An 18,484-nucleotide genomic window follows, 5' to 3' on the forward strand; every position below is an offset into this window, starting at 1 on the left:
AAAAGAATGAATATTTTAATTATTGGTGCAACTGGAACCCTTGGCAAGGCAGTAACTGAAACGGTGTTAAATGAAACCAATGATCATTTGACACTATTTGCCCGTTCTGCAGGGCGGATTAATGTAGTTGATTCTAGTCGGGAAACAGTTGTTAGTGGAAATGTAATGAATGATTCTGATCTCGATAAGGTAATGGCAGGCCAAGATGCTGTTTTTGCAGCATTAAGTGGCAACTTAGGTGCATACGCCAAGAAAATTGTTGCAGCGATGGATCGGAATAATGTTTCACGGTTAGTATTTATTACTTCGATGGGAATTTACAATGAAATTCCCGTTTCCGTTGGTGCTGGCGGTAACCTTGAAAGTAATCCAGTCCTTCAAACGTACCGGGATGCGGCTGATGCGATTGAATCATCTGACTTGAATTATACGGTTGTGCGTCCGGGATGGTTCACCGGTGGTCCAGTTAACTATGAAGTAACCCGCAAAGGAGAACCATTTGGTGGACATGACGTTTCGATTAGTTCGATTGCTGATTTGGTGACTAAGCTAGTAAATGACGATACCCTTTATTCGCGGGATAGTGTGGGAATTAATACGCCTCGGTCATTGTAATGCGGTTGCCATCTTAAATTTTATAGTTGGTTACAAGATTTAAGGCGGTAATCACTAAGGGATAAATGAAGTAAAAGAGTGCTGCTCAATTTGCAGCATTTTTATTTGGTAAGAAATTAGGACTTTTACTATACGAAAAATGCATAAAGCCATATGAAAACAGTAATTTTTGTGAACTCTCCCTCAACCTATAATTAAATTAAAAATTGGAGGGAATAAGATGCAGACTAGAATATTAGGAAATGACTTAAAAGTAACGTCAATCGGTTTGGGATGTATGGTTTTCACTTTAGGTTATGGGAAACCAACGGATGAAGCAACAGCAGTTAAAACAATTCGTCAGGCGTACGACTTAGGATATCGTTTTTTTGATACTGCTGAAGTATATCAAGGAATTAATAGCAATGGTATGGATTGTTCTAGTTGGTGTGCAACGTGGTTTCTGGTTATCACTAGCAGTTCCACTTATTCTAGTGGGGATTGGTCAAGGCTTTGCGATGAGTCCATTGACATCATTGGGGGTTGCTTAATACTACACCTGATATTGCTGGTTCTGCCTCTGGAGTTGTTAACACTTTCCACCAGACCGGACAATCAGTGAGTTTGGCAATTACAGTTGTAGCATTAGCTCGTATGCCAAGTCATTTAATATGGCAGCGGGAGTGATGCTTATTTATGCGGTAATTGCACTGGTGGCAACTAGTAATATCGTACGTGTTCAAAAGGCAAGGTAAATAGCATTATTCGTTTATGGTATAGCATTATACTTAAAGAGTAATTTAATTATAGTTTTAGAGAACCTATACTGTGAGTAGAATGGAGGTTTAAAAATGAAAGCAGCAGTTTTTATTAAGCCAGGTCAAGTTGAGGTACAGGAAGTTCCTAAGCCACAAATCGATGGTGAGAATCAGGCAATTATTCGGGTTATTCGGGCAAGTGTTTGTGGCTCCGATTTATGGTGGTATCGGGGAATTTCTAAGCGTGAACCGAATTCATTAGTAGGACATGAGGCAATCGGGGTTGTCGAAGAGGTTAGTGCGGATGTTAAAAACATCAAGCCAAATGATTTTGTAATTGTTCCGTTTACCCATGGTTGTGGTCACTGTGTTGCGTGTGTCAATGGTTTTGAGGGTAACTGCTTGAACCAAAAGCCAGGAACCAATGGTGGTTACCAAGCCGAATTTATGAAGTATGAGCCTGCAGATTCCGGTTTAGTGAAGATTCCGGGCAAACCGGCAGATTATACAGACGAACAACTGGCTTCCCTGCAGACCCTTGCGGATGTGATGGCAACTGGTTTCCACGCCGCTAAAAGTGCAGAAGTGAAGAAGGGCGACACGGTTGCTGTAATTGGTGATGGTGCGGTTGGCCTTTGCGGTGTAATTGGTGCCAAGTTATTGGGTGCTGAAAAGATTATTTTGATTAGTCACCACCAAGACCGGGCTGAACTAGGACAGGAATTTGGTGCAACTGACATTGTTTCTTCAAAAGGGGACCAAGCGGTTAAGGATGTTTTAGCTTTAACCAAGGAAAATGCCGGTGCCGATGCGGTTCTCGAGTGTGTTGGTGCTACTAGTTCAATTGAAGAAGCCGGTCAAATTACACGGCCAGGTGCGGTAATTGGTCGGGTTGGTGTTCCACAAACCGAGCCAAGTTCTAACCAGCTCTTCTGGAAGAATGTGGGGCTGCGCGGTGGAATTGCCTCCGTTACTAAACCCGATAAGGAAGTCCTTCTCCAGGCGGTTCTTTATGGTAAGATTAATCCAGGAAAGGTCTTTACGAAGAGCTTTACGCTTGATCAAATTGAAGATGCCTATGAGGCAATGAGTAATCGTAAAGCAATTAAATCACTACTGATTGTAAACGATAAATAATAAAAAGCTGATCCATTTTTAGGGTCAGCTTTTTACATCTCAGATTCTATTCAGGCCACTGTTGGGCCAGTTTTTTTAGTAATGGTTGGACATTTTTGCGCTCTGATTTGAGGTAGGAACCGTAAAACTCGATCTGATTATTGGGATCATTAATTTTAACGGTATTACGGTTATCGTTATCGAAACGGCTTGTCGTTGCGGAGGTTGCTTCGGTTAAGTTGGAGAAGAAGAATGGAAAACTAGAGTAGCGACTAATTTGACTTAATGCTTTAAGGTCCTCCTGGTAGAAAAATGAGGCATGGGGAATATTATCTTCTACGACCTTTTGCCAAGGACCAATATCGGACATGAGAATGAAACTTAACCCTTGGAGGTCTCCAAAAGAAACACTTTCCCTTTGGGACAAAGGATTAAATTTATCAATTCCAACACCAAGATACTCGATTCCTAGATACATTGATTCAATATCGTCGGTACTGATTTCTTGATTAGTAAAAATCAACTTTTCTTTAAGCGTGTGCAGGTCGTTAATTACGTCCTCAGGCTTTACCAACTCATGATTTATTTTGAGATTCATTTTGAATTGTTCTTGAATATGTTCTAAGAATCTAGTTGGTCCCGGAGCGACAGTTCCAACTGTAATTTCATTCTTAAGTCGGTCATAGTTGAGGACTTTTTCAGTAAAGTTTTGTTCGGCAGCGAGAAGTTTCTGGGCCTCGTTTGCGGCCAATATACCAGTATCGTTCAGGGTAATATGGTTACTAACTTGACGGTTAAAAAGGGTAACGCCTAACTCCTGTTCGAGCTTTTTCATTTTGCGGGTAACGGTTGGCTGGGTGATTAACAGGTGTTCGGCGGTTGCACTTAGCGTCCCATATTTTTGAAAGGTAACCAATTCCTGAAGGGGTTCTAAATCGATCATTAATTTCCACCTCGTTACTATTCTATAACTGTATAGTAACATACCAATAAGGTAATTTTCACGCAGTTGCATGGTAGTTATACTAAGAACAGTTAAGTAATAAGAATATTTAGGGAGGCATTTTTATGCAATATGTAACATTGAATGACGGTAACAAGATGCCGCAATTGGGCTTTGGTGTTTTTCAAGTTCCAGATTTGAAAGTTGCTGAAAAGGCAGTGTCCGATGCCTTGGATACTGGCTACCGATTGATTGATACCGCTGCTGCTTACGGAAATGAAGAAGCAGTTGGCAATGCAATTAAGAACAGTAGTGTAGATCGTGATGACATTTTTGTAACTTCAAAGCTCTGGGTTGACCACTTTACGTACGAGAAGGCCAAGCAGGGAATTGATGATTCTTTGCAAAAGTTAGGTCTTGACTACATGGACTTGTACTTGCTTCACCAACCTTATGGTGATGTTGCAGGTGCATGGCGAGCATTAGTTGAAGCGCAAAAGGCAGGCAAGATTAAGTCAATCGGGGTTTCTAACTTTGCTCCTGACCAACTAATGAACTTGGAATTAATGAGTAATGTTAAACCAGCATTAAATCAGATTGAAGTTTCCCCATGGTATCAAGAAGATGATGCCGTTAAATTTGCTCAGCAGCAGGATATTCAAGTAGAAGCATGGGCACCATTTGCGGAAGGTAAGCATGATATTTTCACTGATGAAACCATTGCTGAAATTGGTAAGAAGTATGGTAAAGCAAACGGACAGGTAATTCTGCGCTGGTTGCTCCAGCGAGGCATTGTCGTTATTCCTAAGTCGGTTCACAAGGCACGGATGGCGGAAAACTTTGATATCTTTGATTTTGAATTGAGTGCTGATGATATGGCTAAGATGAGCAGTCTTGATAAGAATGAAAGTCAATTCTTTGACCACCGTGATCCGGCGGCTATTGAAAGCATCTTTGGTCAAAGTTTAAAGGCACTGCGGAATTAATAAGGAGGTTGAATTGTATGGCAAAATACGCAATTTTAGCAGCAACAGGTCGAATTGGTCAACTGACCACCCGCTACCTATTAGATAATAGTGAGGCTGACTTAGTTTTATTTGGGCACAATGCTAAACAACGGTTAGCCGAGTTTGCTGGCGATCGGGTCAGTTTTGTCGATGGTGACTTGAAAGACGAACAAGCACTACAAGAAGCGTTTGATGACGTTGATGCAGTCTTTCTAGCTTATGTGGCGACGCCTGACTTGATTAACCCGGTTATTAAGGCCTTGGATGCGAGTGGCGTTAAACGATTAATCGCAATGTCAGTACCTGATGTTTACCAGGAAGTTGCTGGATCATTTCAAGCTTGGTACCGGGAACACACTGGGCTAGTATGGAAGACAAATTACGTTGATACGATTGACGCAATTGAAAATTCTGACTTAGACTACGTTATTTTGCGGACAACATGGCTATATGATAACCCAAGCAAAACTGACGTTGACGTAACGAAGAAGGGTGAACCGTTTAAGGATGCCCAAATTACTCGGGAAGCCGTAGCAAAATTTGCTGCTGAATTATTGATCGGCCAGCAAGATTACCACCGGGAAAGCCTGGGAATTGGTGAGCCAAATACTGAATGGACGAAGCCAAGTTTTTATTAGGTAAAATGACAGCTGGCAAAATTGATATAGAGGAGGCCCCGCCACACGTGAACTGTAGCGGGGTTTTAGAGTCTATCTTGCTTTTTTCTATCAGATATTTTTGATAAGAGTAGTTATGATCTTGTGTCTATCTAAAAGCTGCGCAAATTCAAATGAGTGCTCATGAAGTAACATAAATTGACAAGACGTTCAATGTGGTGCCAATGTCAGAAGCCTTTGGTAGAACAAAGATTGAAAATAAATAATTGATTCATTTGCTATGGAGTTAAGTCCATAGTTTACAATGAGGCTAAATTATTGCGAAAGAGGGAAAATTAAATGGCCGAAAGTAAAGTAGTAGTAATTACTGGTGCATCAAGTGGAATGGGAGAAGCAACTGCTAAACTTCTGGCTAAAGATGGCAATAAGATAGTTTTGGGAGCTCGTCGCGAAAACCGACTTCAGGATATTGCAACTGAAATTGAACGGCTGGGTGGACAAGCGGTCTATGCGGCTACAGATGTTACTAATGATGATGAGGTCGAAGCTTTAGCTAAATTAGCTATAGATAGATTCGGCCGAATTGATGTGTGGATTAATTCAGCCGGTATTATGCCACAATCGTTACTCGCACAAAAGAAAGTTAAAGACTGGGATATGATGATTAATATTAATATCAAGGGAACATTATATGGGATTGGCGCTGCTTTACCGTACATGATGAAGCAAAAGAGTGGTCAGATCATTAATATTGCCTCCGTTGCCGGTCATATTGTCGGTCCATTGAGCTCAGTATATTCTGGTACTAAGTATGCGGTTCGCGCAATCAGTGAAGGCCTTCGTCAAGAAATGGCCCAAGCCCAATCTAATGTTCGGGTTACGTTAATTTCACCAGGGGCCGTCAATACGGAATTGCTTAGCTCAATTACCGATGAAAAAGTTAAGGCGGGTACCGAAGAATTTTATAAGAACTTTAGTATCCCAGTCGATTGGGTTGCGCAAACTATTAAGCAATCAATTGAATTGCCTGCTGATGCCACTTGGAATGAAGTAATTATTCGCCCAACTGCCCAGCAAATGTAAGATAGAGAAAAAGTATATGGCTAAAATTTTATTTATTAATGCTAGCGAGAATATTAACGGTAATACTGTAAAACTTGCTGTTAAATTACTCAAGGGGCTTGAATATCAACAAATAAATCTTGTTGATTATAAAATTTACCAAATTGGGCAATTATATCCAGATGACCAGTTCAATGAAATTTATCAAGCAATGGTTGATGCAGACACTATAATTTTAGGGACGCCTGTTTATTGGCACGATATGAGTGCATATCTAAAGACGTTAATTGAGCGCATTTCACAAAAAACCGGCAGAAACGAATTAGCAAGGCAAAAAATCGCGCTAGTAGTTCAGGGTGCCAGCCCAGTGGATGGTGTTAAAATGGTCGACAAAACCATCAGCGGCTTTTGTCGTGTGGGTAATATGGACTATTTAGGTAAGGCAAGTGCTAGTTTAGGATTAACGAAACTTCGTGAAAAAATACAAGAGGGGATTATCAATGCCTAAGAAACAAGATGCCGGGCATAAATATCTTGGTGATTTGCACCTAAATTTGCAGAATTAAACGATGACGTTCTATTTGGTGAAATCTGGTCTCGTGAAAAGAAATTAAGCCCTCATGATCGTAGTATGATAACGGTATCGGCGTTAATTACAAAAGGCGCCTTTGCTCAGTTGTCCAATCACATAAAACTAGCTAAGCAGAATGGGGTTAGCAAGGATGAAATTGTTGAAATAATTACTCAGTTGGCATTCTATGTTGGCTGTCCAAATGCTTGGTCCGCGTTTAACATTGCCAAGAAAGTTTGGGCAGACTAGGTCAAATGGAGATTTCTAAAAGCAGATGACTGATCAAGAAACAAACATGGGTTCAAAAGAAGTGGCTAATTTTTTTGGCGTGTCGATTGATGCTTTGCGTTTTTGTGAGCGAAGAGGAATTATTCCCCAAGTCAAACGAAATAAAAATGGTTATCAGGTTTATACAGATGTAGAACTCAACTGGTTGTATATTGTTTTAAATCTAAAAGGGCAGGCCTTTCTTTAGGGTACAGTACCGTACGTACCTTAATGCAATTGAAACTCATCTAATGGCTCAATTAGTCTTGATATATAACAATGAGATATCTCCATTTGAAGATACGATTCAAGGAGCACTTAAACAATACCCTTATAGTAAAGAAACACTTTTAGCAGTTAGAGATGACCTTATTAAACAATACGGTAAGAAATCACAATGTACTTTACTCTTTGACGAAATAATTAATAAACTTAATAAAATGTATTAAAAGTCAATTCCTAGTGGTAGTTGCACAATCTGCAATGACCACTAGGGATTTTTGTCGTATAATAAAAACCAACCAGTAGTTGGGATGCTTACCTCCACTGCTTATTGGCTAATATGACTACTTAAGAAGTAAGTAGACTAGTACGGCGAGGACGAGAACGCCCCACCATTTAAAACGGATGGAGTACACGGATAAGAATTAACCAGCTTATCTACTTGTATTCTTCTAGGGAGTCTTCACATTGAAGGCTCTTTTTTTTGCTATTAATGTAAAGTTGAAATTATGATTCACATTTGTTGAAATATAATCATGTCGTATGTATAGTATGATTATGAGGTGATTATCATAATGAATACGATAGCAAGAAAAAATAAAAGAGTTCAAGTTAATGTAGAACGTAATTTAGCTAACGAAGCAGAAGATGTTATGGAAGAACTCGGCCTTAATCCAACGGTGGTAATTAATGCTTTATATAAAGAAATTGTTGCAACAGGCCGAATTCCACTTAGTTTTAGTTTAACTCCAGATCAGCTAGCAGCTCTAAAGATTCGTCTATTATCAAAGAATAAGCCAGAAAAAGAAATTAATAGTGAAGAAGATATGAAGGAGTTCTTTGATGAAGACTAACGATATTTCGACTGCCTTTGTTTCATGGCCCGGTGGAGGCAAAAGGCGACCAATTTATATTATTTCAGATGAAAATAATAAGGTTCGTTTCTATAAAATTACTTCAAAATATGATAATAAGTCACCAAAAATAAAGAAACATTATTTTAAGATTAATCAATGGTCAGCAGCTGGTTTAAACAAGCAATCTTATATTGATACAATCACAGTAGGTAAAATTGATAAGAGTAAATTTGACTTAGAAGTAATTGGAAAATTAACTAGACAAGACGCTGAAAGGTTAATTGCATTTTTAAGCAATCAAAATTAATTATGATATACTGATTAAAAGTTAAGATTGAGTGGTACAAAATAACCCAGCACTTCTTATGAGGTGTCGGGTTACTTAATAAAGGGGGCGAAAAGGGGAATATTATTTGATAACCCTAATTGATTCCATATAATCAAACGAAAAGTTTCTTCTATTATATATAGCCAATTCTGACTATATTTGATTATGTTTAATTAAGCGCCTAAACTATCAAGGTGAATATCTTCGCTTTACTAATGCTAACTGGGCGCTAGTTAAAATTCCTGGACAGCCATCTGACTACACCGACGAACAATTGAATGACCTCTTGACTTTAGCTGATGTGATGGCAACTGGTTACCATGCTGCCGCAAGTGCTGAAGTTAAAGAAGGTGATACCGTAGCGGTTATTGGTGACGGTGCTGTTGGCTTATGTGGTGTAATCGGTGCTAAGCTGCGCGGTGCAAAACGGATTATTTCTCTTAGCCATCATGAAGACCGGGCAAAACTTACCAGAGAATTTGGGGCTACTGATATTGTTGCGGAGCGGAGTGATGATGCTGTTAAAAAGGTAATGGAACTGACAGATGGTAATGGTGTCGATGCCGTCCTTGAATGTGTTGGTGCAGTTTCAGCCATTGAACAAGCTGGTCAGTTAGCTCGTCCTGGTACGATTATCGGTCGAGTTGGGGTACCTCAAACTGAACCAGCATCGAACGCATTGTTCTGGAAGAACATTGGTCTTCGTGGCGGGATTGCCCCGGTCACTACTTATGACCGCAAAGTCCTGCTTGATGCTGTATTAAAGGGCAAGATTCATCCAGGAAAGTTTTTCACAAAGCGGTTTGACCTTGATAATATTCAGAAGGCTTATGAAGCAATGGATAAGCGTGAAGTAATCAAGTCATTGGTAATTGTAAGTGAATAGGTCTCCTAATTGTTCAAATTGTACTGTCATTATTACTTTTAATATCTTAATTCATAGCCATTATACCATATTGGTATAATGGCTATGAGGTGAACTAATGGAATACTTTGCTGAAACTAAAAAACTAACAAAAATACTAAATGATCCTAAGCTTATTCTTAAGTATTATGGAAAAGCTCGTGCAAAGCGAATCCTAGCTCGCCTAGATGAATTTGATGCTGCACAAAACTTAAGCCAAATTCCTTCAGATCCACCTCCGCGATGCTATCCATTAAAGGGTAATCTTGAAGGAAAATTTGCTGTTGATATTAGTGGCAACTATCGAATGATTTTTGAAGGTTATGATAAAAGGGATTGTTTATCTACAGACAAATCGGAAATTGTAACTATCCAAATTACTAGCATTGAAGATTATCACTAAGAAATGGAGCTGATGAATTTGTTACATCGTGAAAATAAAGTTAAACAATACCACACCAGCTCAGCTGCAGATTTGCTTAAAGAAGTAATGGATTACTACGACATTACACAAGCAGATCTTGCTAAGAGAATTGGTGTAAGTCAAAAAAATATTTCTGATATTCTTAATCGTAAGCGTTACCTAACAGCAGTTTTAGCTATTCGCATAGAAAAGGTTATGGGAATTTCTAGCAAACTATTATTATCTTTAGACTCTAACTATAAACTTCAATTGGCTAAGAAAGATTCTAATACAGCTAATAAGGAAGCTTCTTCACCATTATTTCTTCAAAGATATAGCTGGGTAACCGCCTAGTACGTATAAACTATAAGTAAAGGAAGAGATATTTTAATGAGTGAAGCAGAAGAACTAAAAGAATTTAAGCAAAAACTTTACTGAAAGCCAAATTACAAAATCAGGAAATAAAGATTGCCTTTGCAAAAAATTAGTGGAAATATGCAATCGGGAGGTGAACACGTAATGTGTACCCTCCCTCTTTTTTATAGGATCTGATATTTTAATCGTGGCAATTGATCTTTTGTTAATAGTTGCTGGTATTCTGCAGCCCGTTTTTGTAATTCGGGATCCGTAATATAAATTCCACCGTCAGTAATGAAAGGCTGAAGAATTGTCATTCGAGTTGTTGCAAAGGTTGCAAAGAGGGGCAATAGATATTCATTAATTGTATGATTTTGGACCGATCCCGGCTGGTAGTCGCTTAAACGGGCGCCGGTACTGACCGCAATTAAAATTTCTTTATTATCTAGGGCATGACCTTTACTACCATAAGCCCAGCCGTGCTCTAGGACAAGGTCTTCCCACTTTTTCATTAGTGGTGGAACACTATACCAGTACATTGGAAATTGAAGGACAATTCGGTCAATTTTGCTTAAAGCTTCCTGTTCTTGATGAATATCAATATTGCCATCGGGGTATAAACCATAAATATTGCGAACCTCGGTATTAGCGTTATTTATTAAGGCGGCATTGATTAGTGACTCTTTAAGATTGGGGTGGAATAAGAAAATTGTCGTTTTCATAATAATTTGTCCCTTCATTGATTTTAAATAGCTTTAACCGTAATGATAAAGTATCCTCTAACGTTATAGTCAAGTAATAATCTTAATGAAGGTGTGTTTTACGATGGATTATGACCGAATTACATCAACCATAAATTTTTATCTTGACTTGTAGTTAACTCCAAGTGCTATTTTAAATCTAGACAATGAATACGCACGGAAAAAGTTAGTGCTACTTAGGTCAATACTATCGGAATTTGGGAACAAAATATGCGTGAGGATAGATAAAATGGCAGATCTTACAATTACTGGCGTTAGTCAGAAATATAATATTAAAGCGGACACGTTACGCTATTATGAACGGATCGGTTTAATTCCTGAGGTTCCGCGTAATAGTCATGGTAATCGTTACTATAATGATGGAATGCAAGGCTGGATTGAAATGATTGTTTGCTTGCGACATTCCGGGGTTACAATTGAAAAGTTATTGGATTATGTTGGGATGTTAAAGCAAGGTGATTCAACCCTAGGACCTCGTGAGGAATTACTAAAAGAACAATTGAGTGAATTAAAGAAGAAACGCTTTAATTTAAATCGTTCTATCAGGCGACTGGAACACAAGATTAGTCTGTATGATTCTGGAGAAATCAAAAAGGGCAAAAGCTATTTTGAAGAATATAAAATTATGGATGATTAACTGGAGGTTTTATTAATGACGACAACGGTATTACTTTTTCATCCGCACTTAGATCAATCGCGGGTTAACAAGGCGTTAGCGGGTGCCTTGGATGATGACATTGAAGTTCGTGATATGTATAAGCTCTACCCAGACTTTAAGATTGACGTTGCCACTGAACAAAAGGTTTTGACTGATAGTGACCGAATTGTGATTCAATTCCCCATGTATTGGTACAGCTCCCCAGCTTTACTGAAGCAGTGGGAAGATGATGTTTATGAGCATGGTTGGGCCTATGGTTCTGACGGTGATAAATTGCATGGCAAGGAATTAATTATTGCAGTTTCACCAGGTGCTAATAATTATGGTCGGCAGGGCTTTGCGCAATATACGATTCATGAATTATTACGACCATTTCAGGCAACTAGTCGCTTAATTGGAACAAAATTTATTAAGCCATTTATTACCATTGGTGCATCAAGCATTACTGATGATGCTTTGCAACAACGAGCTACTGAGTATAACGAATACCTTCACCAAGACTCGTTACCAATACTTAATGACTTTGAATAAGGAGGCAGATCAAATGTATCTAATTAATATCAAAATCAATCCCAAAACTAAAATTAATGACGAAAAAATGGCTGCTCATCGTCAATGGTTTAAACAGCAATTTGATGCCGGCAAGTTTTTGATAGTTGGTCCTTCTAAGTCGGTTCCTGCTTCGGGAATTATTATTGCGAAGGCTGATTCACGCGCTGAATTAGACCAATTACTTGCTAAAGATACCTTTTATCCTGGTGAAGCTACTTATGATGTCAATGAATTTGCGGCTAAACTGGTTAGTAACAAAATTGAGTCAGAACATTAGTCTTGAGTTAGCAAGCAAGATGACAAAAGAGGGCAATCTTTATGAAGTATAGTTATATTCCAACCACTCAGATCAGAATTTCTAAGTTAGCAGTTGGTGGAATGAGTTTTGGTAATCCAGCAATGAAGACATATCGTTGGATCCTTGACGAAAATCACACTGATGAAATGGTTCAACATGCATTGAATTTAGGAATAAATTTCTTCGATACTGCAAATGTTTATGGTGCGGGAACTAGTGAAACTTTTATTGGCAATTCACTAAAAAAACATCATATTCCACGCGAAAAGGTTGTTTTAGCTAGTAAAGTTTATTTCAATCTCGGGCGCCTTTCGAAAGACGCTATTAATCGCGAAATTGATGGAACGTTAAAACGCCTACAGACAGATTATTTGGATTTGTACATTATCCATCGTTTTGACTATGAACATCCAATTGAAGAAACCATGGAAGCCCTTAACAATCTAGTTAAAGAAGGAAAAGTCCGTGCACTAGGCGCTTCTGCTATGTACGGTTACCAATTTCAAAATATGCAACACGTTGCCGAAAAAAATAATTGGAAGCAATTTGTGGCAATGGAAAATCATTATAACTTGCTTTATCGGGAAGATGAACGCGAATTAATTCCAATTTGCAAGCAGGATGGGGTGATGTTAATGCCTTATAGTCCTCTTGCTGGTGGACATTTAACACGAGCATCCTGGCAGGGACAGTCGCAGCGAAGTAAAGTTGACACATCAGCAATGGCCAAGTATGATCATGCAGAACAACAGGATTTCCCAATTGTTCAGCGAGTTGCCGAATTAGCAGATCGTCATCATGTTAAAATGGCGCAAATTGCCTTAGCTTGGGAGTGGGCTAAGGGAGTAACGGCGCCAATTGTCGGTGCAACAAAGGCCCAATATTTAGATGATGCAGTGGCCGCAATGGACATTCAGTTAACAAGCGATGAAGTTAAGTATCTAGATGAATTGTATACTGCCCACGAGATTGTCGGGGCTTTAGACCGTAATCCTACGGGAATGCTCCCGAAGGATGTTAAATAAAGGAGAAACGATAATGAGTTTAACTGTTAATTTATATTACACTGGAAAAAACGGCAGTGCCCAGGCCTTCGTGAAGGAAATGGAAGAAAGTGGCATTGCTAACCGAATCCGCCAAGAAAAGGGAAATGAGCGTTATGAGTATTTTCAGCCGCTAAATGATCCGGAAACCGTGATGTTAATTGATCGTTGGCATGACCAACAATCACTAGATGCCCATCACCATTCCCCAATGATGCAAGAATTAGCTAAGTTACGGGAAAAGTATGATTTGCATATGAAGGCCGAACGATACCAATCCGTTGATGGTGAGGCCAATGATGAGCAATATTTGAGGAAATAATTGCTTATTCGATATACTTTAAATGCAGTGTTTTGAATATTGTCCCGTTTAAATAATTAGTATTAAAGGAAACTAAGTCATCCTTTGTGGTGGAATAGTTTCCTTTTTTTATCGGGATAAAGTTTTTAAATGTGTCTGAAAGAGCTATTATAGTTCGTTTAGTAACGAATTAGGAACATGGCGAGGTCCGCGGATTGCTTTGATTCCATGAGCTTTTAGATATGTAAAACTAAACTTACCGGCCGGGTACTGTTTGATTAACTTTATTTTCATTACCCGACTCATGTTAACCTTTTTAGAATTGTATTGATAAGGGATATCGGTTTCGAGAACCCGGCATTTATAAATAATGGATGAAATAGGGGCCGCTACATATAGGAATACAGTATCAGCTGTATGGATATTGGTACTTTGTTTCCAGATGAGTTGGTCTTGATGGTCAAAGGCATGCATAATATCAAAATATTTAGGATTAGCAGGAATGAGCCAATTTTTACTATTAAAGGTTAATTGGTAACTAGCTTTAATCAATTTAAATATTTCCTGATCGGAGATGGTATCGTTAAGGATCACCGTGATCCAGTTATTTTTATTTAAATGGTAACCGGGATAGAATCCTGGTTGATTAAGCAATCCTTCTTGCTGTTCGGCTTTGATTTTTAAATCTAAAATATCAACATATTTTAAGTCATCTATTGAATAATTGAGACCATTTTTTGCTAGTAATTTTGTCCTTTTAATATGCATTAATAAGCCAAACCATTTGTTACTACTGGAATTTCGAAAGATGGCATAGTCGGGGGCATTTTTAAAAATAAATTCAGGGTTAGTATCAAGTTGAGATTTGATTAATTTAGCTAGTCGGTTAGCCTGTGGGGAGTGAAAAGGTTGTTTAGTGAAGCAATGATTAACAATATTAGTGAGAACTTTTTGGTATTCTGTTCTTACCTGATTGACGAATTGTCCGTTTTGATAAGTATGCAATGGTAAATATTCATCGGATGTTTCCAAGTCAATTACCTTACCTGTAATGGTACCTCGCTTAGTAATATTTATTTGAGCTTGAAAGTGATTACTCATAAAATCCTTTTGGAGCGTGTATTTGTCTCCCTTTTTTTGAAAGCCAAATTCAATTAATTTTTTGAAGTTCGGTTCTGCTTTTGCAAAGATTTTCTCTTCTATCGTCATGCTTTTCCCTCCCAGTTGACTAATTTTTAATGACGTTTGGCTGGAAAATCCGTCTTCTTGCACATGCTATTAACGCCGATAATCTTCTCGATAAATATAGCGGTGGAGCTTAAGGTATTGTTCACCTAAGCGTTGCTCATTTTGGTTATCTTTCGGGTAATAATACCGTTTTCCTTCTAATCCCTTGGGCATGTAGTTTTGGCGAGCAAGCTGGTGGGGAGCGGAAAATGGTGACTCCATCAGTCCACCACCAGTGATTTCTTCGGAGTGTTGATAATGCATGTCACGGAGACCGCGGGGCATTGGATGTTGACTTGGGTGGTCAGAATCCTTATCTAGCCGTTCCCAGATTTCGTCAAACGCGCCTGATTTTGGTGAGATGCACATTAGCATCGTTGCAAACATTAACGGGTATTTCCCCTTTGGCATCCCCAATTTTTCTGCCTGATTAGCAGCGGTAACAATCTGGGTGACCTGCTGGGGATTAGCTAACCCAATATAGGTATAGGGAATCTCCCGCAGACGGCGGACCACTGATGGTAAATCGCCGTTTTTCAGTAATACAGCTAAATAATATAACGCAGCATCAGTATCAGAGCCGGCAAGGGATGCTGAGTAAGCAGCTAGGTAATCATAATGCTTAGTTGCTTTTTGGTCATAGCTAAAATATTGTTGCTTAGCAAATTTTTTAACGTCATTAACGGTAATTTGGTCAGGATTAATCGCATGAATCGTTTCTAGAATGTTTAGTGCTATCCGTAAGTCACCATCAGCCGTTTCAGCGATTAACGTTAGCGCCCTCTTTTCAACCTGGTCTGCTGTCATTTTGAATTCCCGGTCAACTGCTCTTTGGAGGACAAGTGTAATGTCAGCCGGTGTCAACGGTTTGAATTCAAAAATCTGACACCGAGAGCGAACTGCCGGCACAATTGACATAATTGGATTTTCTGTTGTTGCGCCGACCAATAAAATATGACCATTTTCAAGGTAGGGGAGGAGAAAGTCTTGAAGTGTTTTTGTCATCCGGTGAATTTCATCGATGAGGAGGACAAAGGTCTGATATTTATAGGCAGCAATAATTTGAGTTAGTTTAGCCTTATTATCAATTGAAGCATTAAAGGTTGCTAGGGGAAAATGGTTTTCCTTGGCAATAATCTTCGCGAGACTTGACTTGCCAGTGCCTGGTGTTCCCCATAAAAGTAATGAGATGTTAAGGTGTTGGTCAATAATTTGCCGTAATGGTTGCCCTTTAGCGAGTAATTCTTGTTGACCAACCATTTCAGATAACTTCTGTGGGCGCATTTTTTCTGCAAGTGGGGTTTGAAATGACAATGGTAAACTTCCTTTCTGTTGATACTATTTTTGCATTTATTGATACGATAATCTCTATTAATCAGCAATTTATATCAGTATAATATCAAATATAAATTACGTAAATAAATTACTAACTAATAAAGGAGACCAACGATGATTTCACAAGAAAAAATTAATGCATTCAAGAAGCTAGCTAACTCCGGAAAAATTTACGATAGTGTTGATGAGGAATTTTTAACTTGCCAGCATCAAATGGTTCAACAAGTATTTGAGTTTAATCAGACACCAGAAACACCTGCTGGATTGAAAAAGCGTGATGAAATCTTGAAGAAGGCCATGGGAACATATGGTGAAGGGTTATATGTTATTCCACCAATTAATGCTAATTCTGGACTAACGAACGTTCATGTTGGAAAAAATGTGGTGATTAACTTTAATTGTAATTTTGTTGATGATGGGGATGTTTATATTGGGGATGATACAATGATTGGCCCTAATTGTACGTTTGCAACTGCAATTCACCCAATCTCACCAAAGCTTCGTCGCCATAAATTACAATATAACAAGCCAATTCATATTGGTAAAAATGTTTGGTTTGGCGGTAATGCGACCGTCTTACCGGGAGTAACAATTGGTGATAATTCAATCATTGGTGCCGGTAGCGTAGTTACTAAAGATATTCCGGCAAATGTAATTGCGGTTGGTAATCCGGCACGGGTACTTCGTGAAATTACTGAACGTGACGATAAATTTTATGATGGTGACAAGCCTATTCCACAGGAGATTCTTGATAAGTATATGTAAAAATGACTTTTAAGATAAAAGAACGGAAAATATTACGTAAGCATAGTAAGAAATTAAAGCAAGCTGGACTATTAAAAAACTATCAGCGAATTTTAAACGAACTTGCTGATAATCCAAAGGGTAGAGGACACCACCTTGAATTACTGGAACGGCGTCATAATAAGCCCAGTATTTATTCAAAACGGATTAGTCAAAGTAATCGGGTTGTTTATTCAATTGATACTAGGCAAAATGTTGTGACAGTTTTTAGCGCGTGGGGACACTATTCTAGTGGTGTTCATAGTTTAGATCAGCATATTTTATAGGGAGTTTGTAGCAAGTAGGAGCAAACTTCCTTTTTTATATTTGATATTATGGAAGAAGGTGAGTAAGGAGGAAAAGTATGGCAAAACAATTAAGCAAACACCACTTTCATATTCTAACAGCGATGTTTGTCCTAATTTCATTTATGTTGGGCTGTAATGAATTTATGGTCGTGGGAAACCTATCTCTCATTGCTCAAACGTATCATGAGTCTTTGAGTCAAATTTCTTGGCTGGTAGCGACATTTTCCTGGACATATGCAATTGCGACACCAGTGATTGCTTTATTAACTAATCGTGTCCATAAGTATTACCTACTTATTAGTCTGTTGCTAGTTTTTTTAGCTGGAACAATTTTAAGTTCTTGTGCGCCGTCGCTCTCGTGGTTGCTGGTCTCGCGAATTTTAACTGCATCAGTTGCAGGAGTGATTGAATCATTGCTATCAGTAATAGTTTTTCAACTGGCGCATGATGTAAAGCAGCGGTCAATGGCAGTTGCCTATATCTATACGGGGTTTAGCTTAGCATCGGTAGTTGGTGTTCCATTAGGGACGATTATTGCAGATCACTGGCGGTGGCAAGATGCATTTATTATGGTGGCGGTTATTACTATTGTTGCAACAATTACAGCACTACTAGTTTTACCACGGAATTTAACTGGTGGAACGGGAACGTATAAAGATCAATTAGTCATATTACATGATTATCGGACATGGATAGGGATTGCTTTTGTGACTTGTGCGGCAGCAACGCTTTATGGTTATTACACGTATATTCGTCCATTGATTCATCAGCAGTTGCATTTTAGCTTAAACCAACTTAGTTTTATACTTCTGTTAATTGGCGTAATTGATATCTTTGCTAATCAAACATCAGGATTAATCGCTAGTAAACAAGGATTCGGTTTTCATCTATTACGACCTGTTTATATTCTAAATCTGTTGTTACTTGCGGTCTTTATGTTTATGATGCAAGATAAGTGGTTAGGATTAGGGTTGCTTTTTCTTTTGGGATATACAGTTGCTTTATTTGGTTCGCCAGTCTAGGTTTACTTCTTAGACCTTGCAACTAGGAAGTATCCAGCATCAGTTCTCTTGGCATCGACGCTCAGTGCTATTTTTTATAATGTAGGAATTGCGATGGCATCAATGACAGGGGGCCAAATGCTTAAGGTAGGTAGTTTGCGTAATTTAGGCTGGAATTTGTTTGGCTACTGTTTAATTGCCACGATTCTTA

At 38.6% G+C, this 18,484-nt stretch carries 25 protein-coding genes and 3 pseudogenes; 24 read left to right on the top strand and 4 right to left on the bottom strand.

All coding sequences use genetic code 11. The features are described 5' to 3' along the window. Positions 1-6: 6 nt before the first annotated feature. The 5 genes and pseudogenes from H5S39_RS00995 to H5S39_RS01005 all read left to right on the top strand — a co-directional run bounded on the left by H5S39_RS00995 (position 7) and on the right by H5S39_RS01005 (position 2,489). Positions 7-615, top strand: a complete 609-nt coding sequence (locus H5S39_RS00995; protein WP_182595223.1) for an NAD(P)H-binding protein — start codon at positions 7-9, stop codon at positions 613-615. Positions 616-892: 277 nt separating this feature from the next. Then, positions 893-952 (top strand): annotated as a pseudogene (locus H5S39_RS11535) (hypothetical protein); the annotation flags it as partial. 67 nt (positions 953-1,019) lie between these two features. Then, positions 1,020-1,145, top strand: coding sequence for a hypothetical protein (locus H5S39_RS11540; RefSeq protein WP_259407316.1), 126 nt, complete (start codon positions 1,020-1,022; stop codon positions 1,143-1,145). Further along, complete coding sequence (locus H5S39_RS11545) at positions 1,138-1,281, top strand: hypothetical protein (RefSeq protein WP_231832853.1); 144 nt, start codon at positions 1,138-1,140, stop codon at positions 1,279-1,281. Before H5S39_RS11540 ends, H5S39_RS11545 begins: the two co-directional genes overlap by 8 nt. Before the next feature lie 164 nt (positions 1,282-1,445). Then, the gene (locus tag H5S39_RS01005) at positions 1,446-2,489 is read left to right on the top strand and encodes a zinc-binding dehydrogenase (RefSeq protein ID WP_182595225.1); all 1,044 of its coding nucleotides are present in this window, start codon (positions 1,446-1,448) and stop codon (positions 2,487-2,489) included. 46 nt (positions 2,490-2,535) lie between these two features. Here H5S39_RS01005 and H5S39_RS01010 read toward each other — a convergent pair whose 3' ends face one another. Beyond that, a complete protein-coding gene (locus H5S39_RS01010; RefSeq protein ID WP_182595226.1) occupies positions 2,536-3,411 on the bottom strand; it encodes a LysR family transcriptional regulator in 876 nt (291 codons plus the stop codon). Between the two features lie 125 nt (positions 3,412-3,536). Here H5S39_RS01010 and H5S39_RS01015 point away from each other — a divergent pair, with 125 nt between their 5' ends. The 11 genes and pseudogenes from H5S39_RS01015 to H5S39_RS01065 all read left to right on the top strand — a co-directional run bounded on the left by H5S39_RS01015 (position 3,537) and on the right by H5S39_RS01065 (position 10,003). Beyond that, positions 3,537-4,397, top strand: a complete 861-nt coding sequence (locus tag H5S39_RS01015) for an aldo/keto reductase (RefSeq protein ID WP_182595227.1) — start codon at positions 3,537-3,539, stop codon at positions 4,395-4,397. A gap of 17 nt (positions 4,398-4,414) precedes the next feature. After that, positions 4,415-5,056 (top strand): NAD(P)H-binding protein, encoded by a 642-nt coding sequence (locus tag H5S39_RS01020; RefSeq protein ID WP_182595228.1) that lies wholly within the window; start codon positions 4,415-4,417, stop codon positions 5,054-5,056. A 318-nt stretch (positions 5,057-5,374) separates the two neighbouring features. After that, entirely contained in the window at positions 5,375-6,118 is a 744-nt protein-coding gene (locus tag H5S39_RS01025; RefSeq protein WP_182595229.1) for an SDR family oxidoreductase, read from the top strand. Positions 6,119-6,134: 16 nt separating this feature from the next. Beyond that, positions 6,135-6,605, top strand: coding sequence for a flavodoxin family protein (locus tag H5S39_RS01030; RefSeq protein WP_182595230.1), 471 nt, complete (start codon positions 6,135-6,137; stop codon positions 6,603-6,605). Beyond that, positions 6,598-6,917, top strand: a pseudogene (locus H5S39_RS01035) (carboxymuconolactone decarboxylase family protein). Before H5S39_RS01030 ends, H5S39_RS01035 begins: the two are co-directional and overlap by 8 nt. A 25-nt stretch (positions 6,918-6,942) precedes the next feature. Further along, complete coding sequence (locus H5S39_RS01040; protein WP_182595231.1) at positions 6,943-7,143, top strand: MerR family DNA-binding transcriptional regulator; 201 nt, start codon at positions 6,943-6,945, stop codon at positions 7,141-7,143. A 589-nt stretch (positions 7,144-7,732) separates the two neighbouring features. After that, the gene (locus tag H5S39_RS01045; protein WP_182595232.1) at positions 7,733-8,011 is read left to right on the top strand and encodes a type II toxin-antitoxin system RelB/DinJ family antitoxin; all 279 of its coding nucleotides are present in this window, start codon (positions 7,733-7,735) and stop codon (positions 8,009-8,011) included. Beyond that, entirely contained in the window at positions 8,001-8,321 is a 321-nt protein-coding gene (locus tag H5S39_RS01050; RefSeq protein ID WP_182595233.1) for a MazF family toxin-antitoxin system, read from the top strand. Before H5S39_RS01045 ends, H5S39_RS01050 begins: the two co-directional genes overlap by 11 nt. Positions 8,322-8,529: 208 nt before the next feature. Continuing rightward, a pseudogene (locus tag H5S39_RS01055) lies at positions 8,530-9,228 on the top strand (zinc-binding dehydrogenase); the annotation flags it as partial. A 97-nt stretch (positions 9,229-9,325) separates the two neighbouring features. Beyond that, a complete protein-coding gene (locus H5S39_RS01060; RefSeq protein ID WP_182595234.1) occupies positions 9,326-9,649 on the top strand; it encodes a type II toxin-antitoxin system RelE/ParE family toxin in 324 nt (107 codons plus the stop codon). 18 nt (positions 9,650-9,667) lie between these two features. After that, entirely contained in the window at positions 9,668-10,003 is a 336-nt protein-coding gene (locus H5S39_RS01065) for a HigA family addiction module antitoxin (protein ID WP_182595235.1), read from the top strand. Positions 10,004-10,188: 185 nt separating this feature from the next. Here H5S39_RS01065 and H5S39_RS01070 read toward each other — a convergent pair whose 3' ends face one another. Further along, on the bottom strand, positions 10,189-10,728 hold the full coding sequence (locus H5S39_RS01070; RefSeq protein WP_182595236.1) for an NAD(P)H-dependent oxidoreductase: 540 nt from the start codon (positions 10,726-10,728) through the stop codon (positions 10,189-10,191). Positions 10,729-10,996: 268 nt separating this feature from the next. On the opposite strand from H5S39_RS01070, the gene H5S39_RS01075 reads away from it, so the two are divergent. From H5S39_RS01075 to H5S39_RS01095, 5 genes are read left to right on the top strand one after another with little or no spacing between them, the layout of a single operon-like run. Then, positions 10,997-11,404, top strand: coding sequence for a MerR family transcriptional regulator (locus H5S39_RS01075; protein WP_182595237.1), 408 nt, complete (start codon positions 10,997-10,999; stop codon positions 11,402-11,404). 15 nt (positions 11,405-11,419) lie between these two features. After that, positions 11,420-11,956: an NAD(P)H-dependent oxidoreductase gene (locus tag H5S39_RS01080; protein WP_182595238.1), complete on the top strand. Its 537-nt coding sequence runs from the start codon at positions 11,420-11,422 to the stop codon at positions 11,954-11,956. Positions 11,957-11,969: 13 nt separating this feature from the next. Beyond that, positions 11,970-12,254, top strand: a complete 285-nt coding sequence (locus H5S39_RS01085) for a YciI family protein (RefSeq protein WP_182595239.1) — start codon at positions 11,970-11,972, stop codon at positions 12,252-12,254. Positions 12,255-12,295: 41 nt separating this feature from the next. Continuing rightward, positions 12,296-13,300: an aldo/keto reductase gene (locus H5S39_RS01090; RefSeq protein ID WP_182595240.1), complete on the top strand. Its 1,005-nt coding sequence runs from the start codon at positions 12,296-12,298 to the stop codon at positions 13,298-13,300. Positions 13,301-13,313: 13 nt separating this feature from the next. Next, entirely contained in the window at positions 13,314-13,640 is a 327-nt protein-coding gene (locus H5S39_RS01095) for a putative quinol monooxygenase (protein WP_182595241.1), read from the top strand. Positions 13,641-13,787: 147 nt separating this feature from the next. Here H5S39_RS01095 and H5S39_RS01100 read toward each other — a convergent pair whose 3' ends face one another. Together H5S39_RS01100 and H5S39_RS01105 are read right to left on the bottom strand one after the other, a co-directional pair. After that, positions 13,788-14,828, bottom strand: coding sequence for an MmcQ/YjbR family DNA-binding protein (locus H5S39_RS01100; protein WP_182595242.1), 1,041 nt, complete (start codon positions 14,826-14,828; stop codon positions 13,788-13,790). Between the two features lie 69 nt (positions 14,829-14,897). Further along, positions 14,898-16,160 (bottom strand): replication-associated recombination protein A, encoded by a 1,263-nt coding sequence (locus H5S39_RS01105; protein ID WP_182595243.1) that lies wholly within the window; start codon positions 16,158-16,160, stop codon positions 14,898-14,900. A gap of 135 nt (positions 16,161-16,295) precedes the next feature. Here H5S39_RS01105 and H5S39_RS01110 point away from each other — a divergent pair, with 135 nt between their 5' ends. The 3 genes from H5S39_RS01110 to H5S39_RS01120 all read left to right on the top strand — a co-directional run bounded on the left by H5S39_RS01110 (position 16,296) and on the right by H5S39_RS01120 (position 18,294). Continuing rightward, positions 16,296-16,946, top strand: coding sequence for a sugar O-acetyltransferase (locus tag H5S39_RS01110; RefSeq protein ID WP_182595244.1), 651 nt, complete (start codon positions 16,296-16,298; stop codon positions 16,944-16,946). A 2-nt stretch (positions 16,947-16,948) separates the two neighbouring features. Next, positions 16,949-17,251 carry a type II toxin-antitoxin system RelE/ParE family toxin gene (locus H5S39_RS01115; protein WP_182595245.1) on the top strand — a complete coding sequence of 101 codons (303 nt, stop codon included), beginning with the start codon at positions 16,949-16,951 and terminating at the stop codon, positions 17,249-17,251. 77 nt (positions 17,252-17,328) lie between these two features. Next, positions 17,329-18,294, top strand: a complete 966-nt coding sequence (locus H5S39_RS01120) for an MFS transporter (RefSeq protein WP_231832848.1) — start codon at positions 17,329-17,331, stop codon at positions 18,292-18,294. Positions 18,295-18,484: the final 190 nt, after the last annotated feature.

It is taken from the genome of Limosilactobacillus rudii, from assembly GCF_014145455.1.
GTDB classification, from domain to species: Bacteria; Bacillota; Bacilli; order Lactobacillales; family Lactobacillaceae; genus Limosilactobacillus; species Limosilactobacillus rudii.

Coding starts and splice junctions, on each gene's coding strand:
- H5S39_RS00995 (WP_182595223.1), top strand. CDS start 7: ATGAATATTTTAATTATTGGTGCAACTGGAACCCTTGGCAAGGCAGTA.
- H5S39_RS11540 (WP_259407316.1), top strand. CDS start 1,020: ATGGTATGGATTGTTCTAGTTGGTGTGCAACGTGGTTTCTGGTTATCA.
- H5S39_RS01005 (WP_182595225.1), top strand. CDS start 1,446: ATGAAAGCAGCAGTTTTTATTAAGCCAGGTCAAGTTGAGGTACAGGAA.
- H5S39_RS01010 (WP_182595226.1), bottom strand. CDS start 3,411: ATGATCGATTTAGAACCCCTTCAGGAATTGGTTACCTTTCAAAAATAT.
- H5S39_RS01015 (WP_182595227.1), top strand. CDS start 3,537: ATGCAATATGTAACATTGAATGACGGTAACAAGATGCCGCAATTGGGC.
- H5S39_RS01020 (WP_182595228.1), top strand. CDS start 4,415: ATGGCAAAATACGCAATTTTAGCAGCAACAGGTCGAATTGGTCAACTG.
- H5S39_RS01025 (WP_182595229.1), top strand. CDS start 5,375: ATGGCCGAAAGTAAAGTAGTAGTAATTACTGGTGCATCAAGTGGAATG.
- H5S39_RS01030 (WP_182595230.1), top strand. CDS start 6,135: ATGGCTAAAATTTTATTTATTAATGCTAGCGAGAATATTAACGGTAAT.
- H5S39_RS01040 (WP_182595231.1), top strand. CDS start 6,943: ATGACTGATCAAGAAACAAACATGGGTTCAAAAGAAGTGGCTAATTTT.
- H5S39_RS01045 (WP_182595232.1), top strand. CDS start 7,733: ATGAATACGATAGCAAGAAAAAATAAAAGAGTTCAAGTTAATGTAGAA.
- H5S39_RS01050 (WP_182595233.1), top strand. CDS start 8,001: ATGAAGACTAACGATATTTCGACTGCCTTTGTTTCATGGCCCGGTGGA.
- H5S39_RS01060 (WP_182595234.1), top strand. CDS start 9,326: ATGGAATACTTTGCTGAAACTAAAAAACTAACAAAAATACTAAATGAT.
- H5S39_RS01070 (WP_182595236.1), bottom strand. CDS start 10,728: ATGAAAACGACAATTTTCTTATTCCACCCCAATCTTAAAGAGTCACTA.
- H5S39_RS01075 (WP_182595237.1), top strand. CDS start 10,997: ATGGCAGATCTTACAATTACTGGCGTTAGTCAGAAATATAATATTAAA.
- H5S39_RS01080 (WP_182595238.1), top strand. CDS start 11,420: ATGACGACAACGGTATTACTTTTTCATCCGCACTTAGATCAATCGCGG.
- H5S39_RS01085 (WP_182595239.1), top strand. CDS start 11,970: ATGTATCTAATTAATATCAAAATCAATCCCAAAACTAAAATTAATGAC.
- H5S39_RS01090 (WP_182595240.1), top strand. CDS start 12,296: ATGAAGTATAGTTATATTCCAACCACTCAGATCAGAATTTCTAAGTTA.
- H5S39_RS01095 (WP_182595241.1), top strand. CDS start 13,314: ATGAGTTTAACTGTTAATTTATATTACACTGGAAAAAACGGCAGTGCC.
- H5S39_RS01100 (WP_182595242.1), bottom strand. CDS start 14,828: ATGACGATAGAAGAGAAAATCTTTGCAAAAGCAGAACCGAACTTCAAA.
- H5S39_RS01110 (WP_182595244.1), top strand. CDS start 16,296: ATGATTTCACAAGAAAAAATTAATGCATTCAAGAAGCTAGCTAACTCC.
- H5S39_RS01115 (WP_182595245.1), top strand. CDS start 16,949: ATGACTTTTAAGATAAAAGAACGGAAAATATTACGTAAGCATAGTAAG.
- H5S39_RS01120 (WP_231832848.1), top strand. CDS start 17,329: ATGGCAAAACAATTAAGCAAACACCACTTTCATATTCTAACAGCGATG.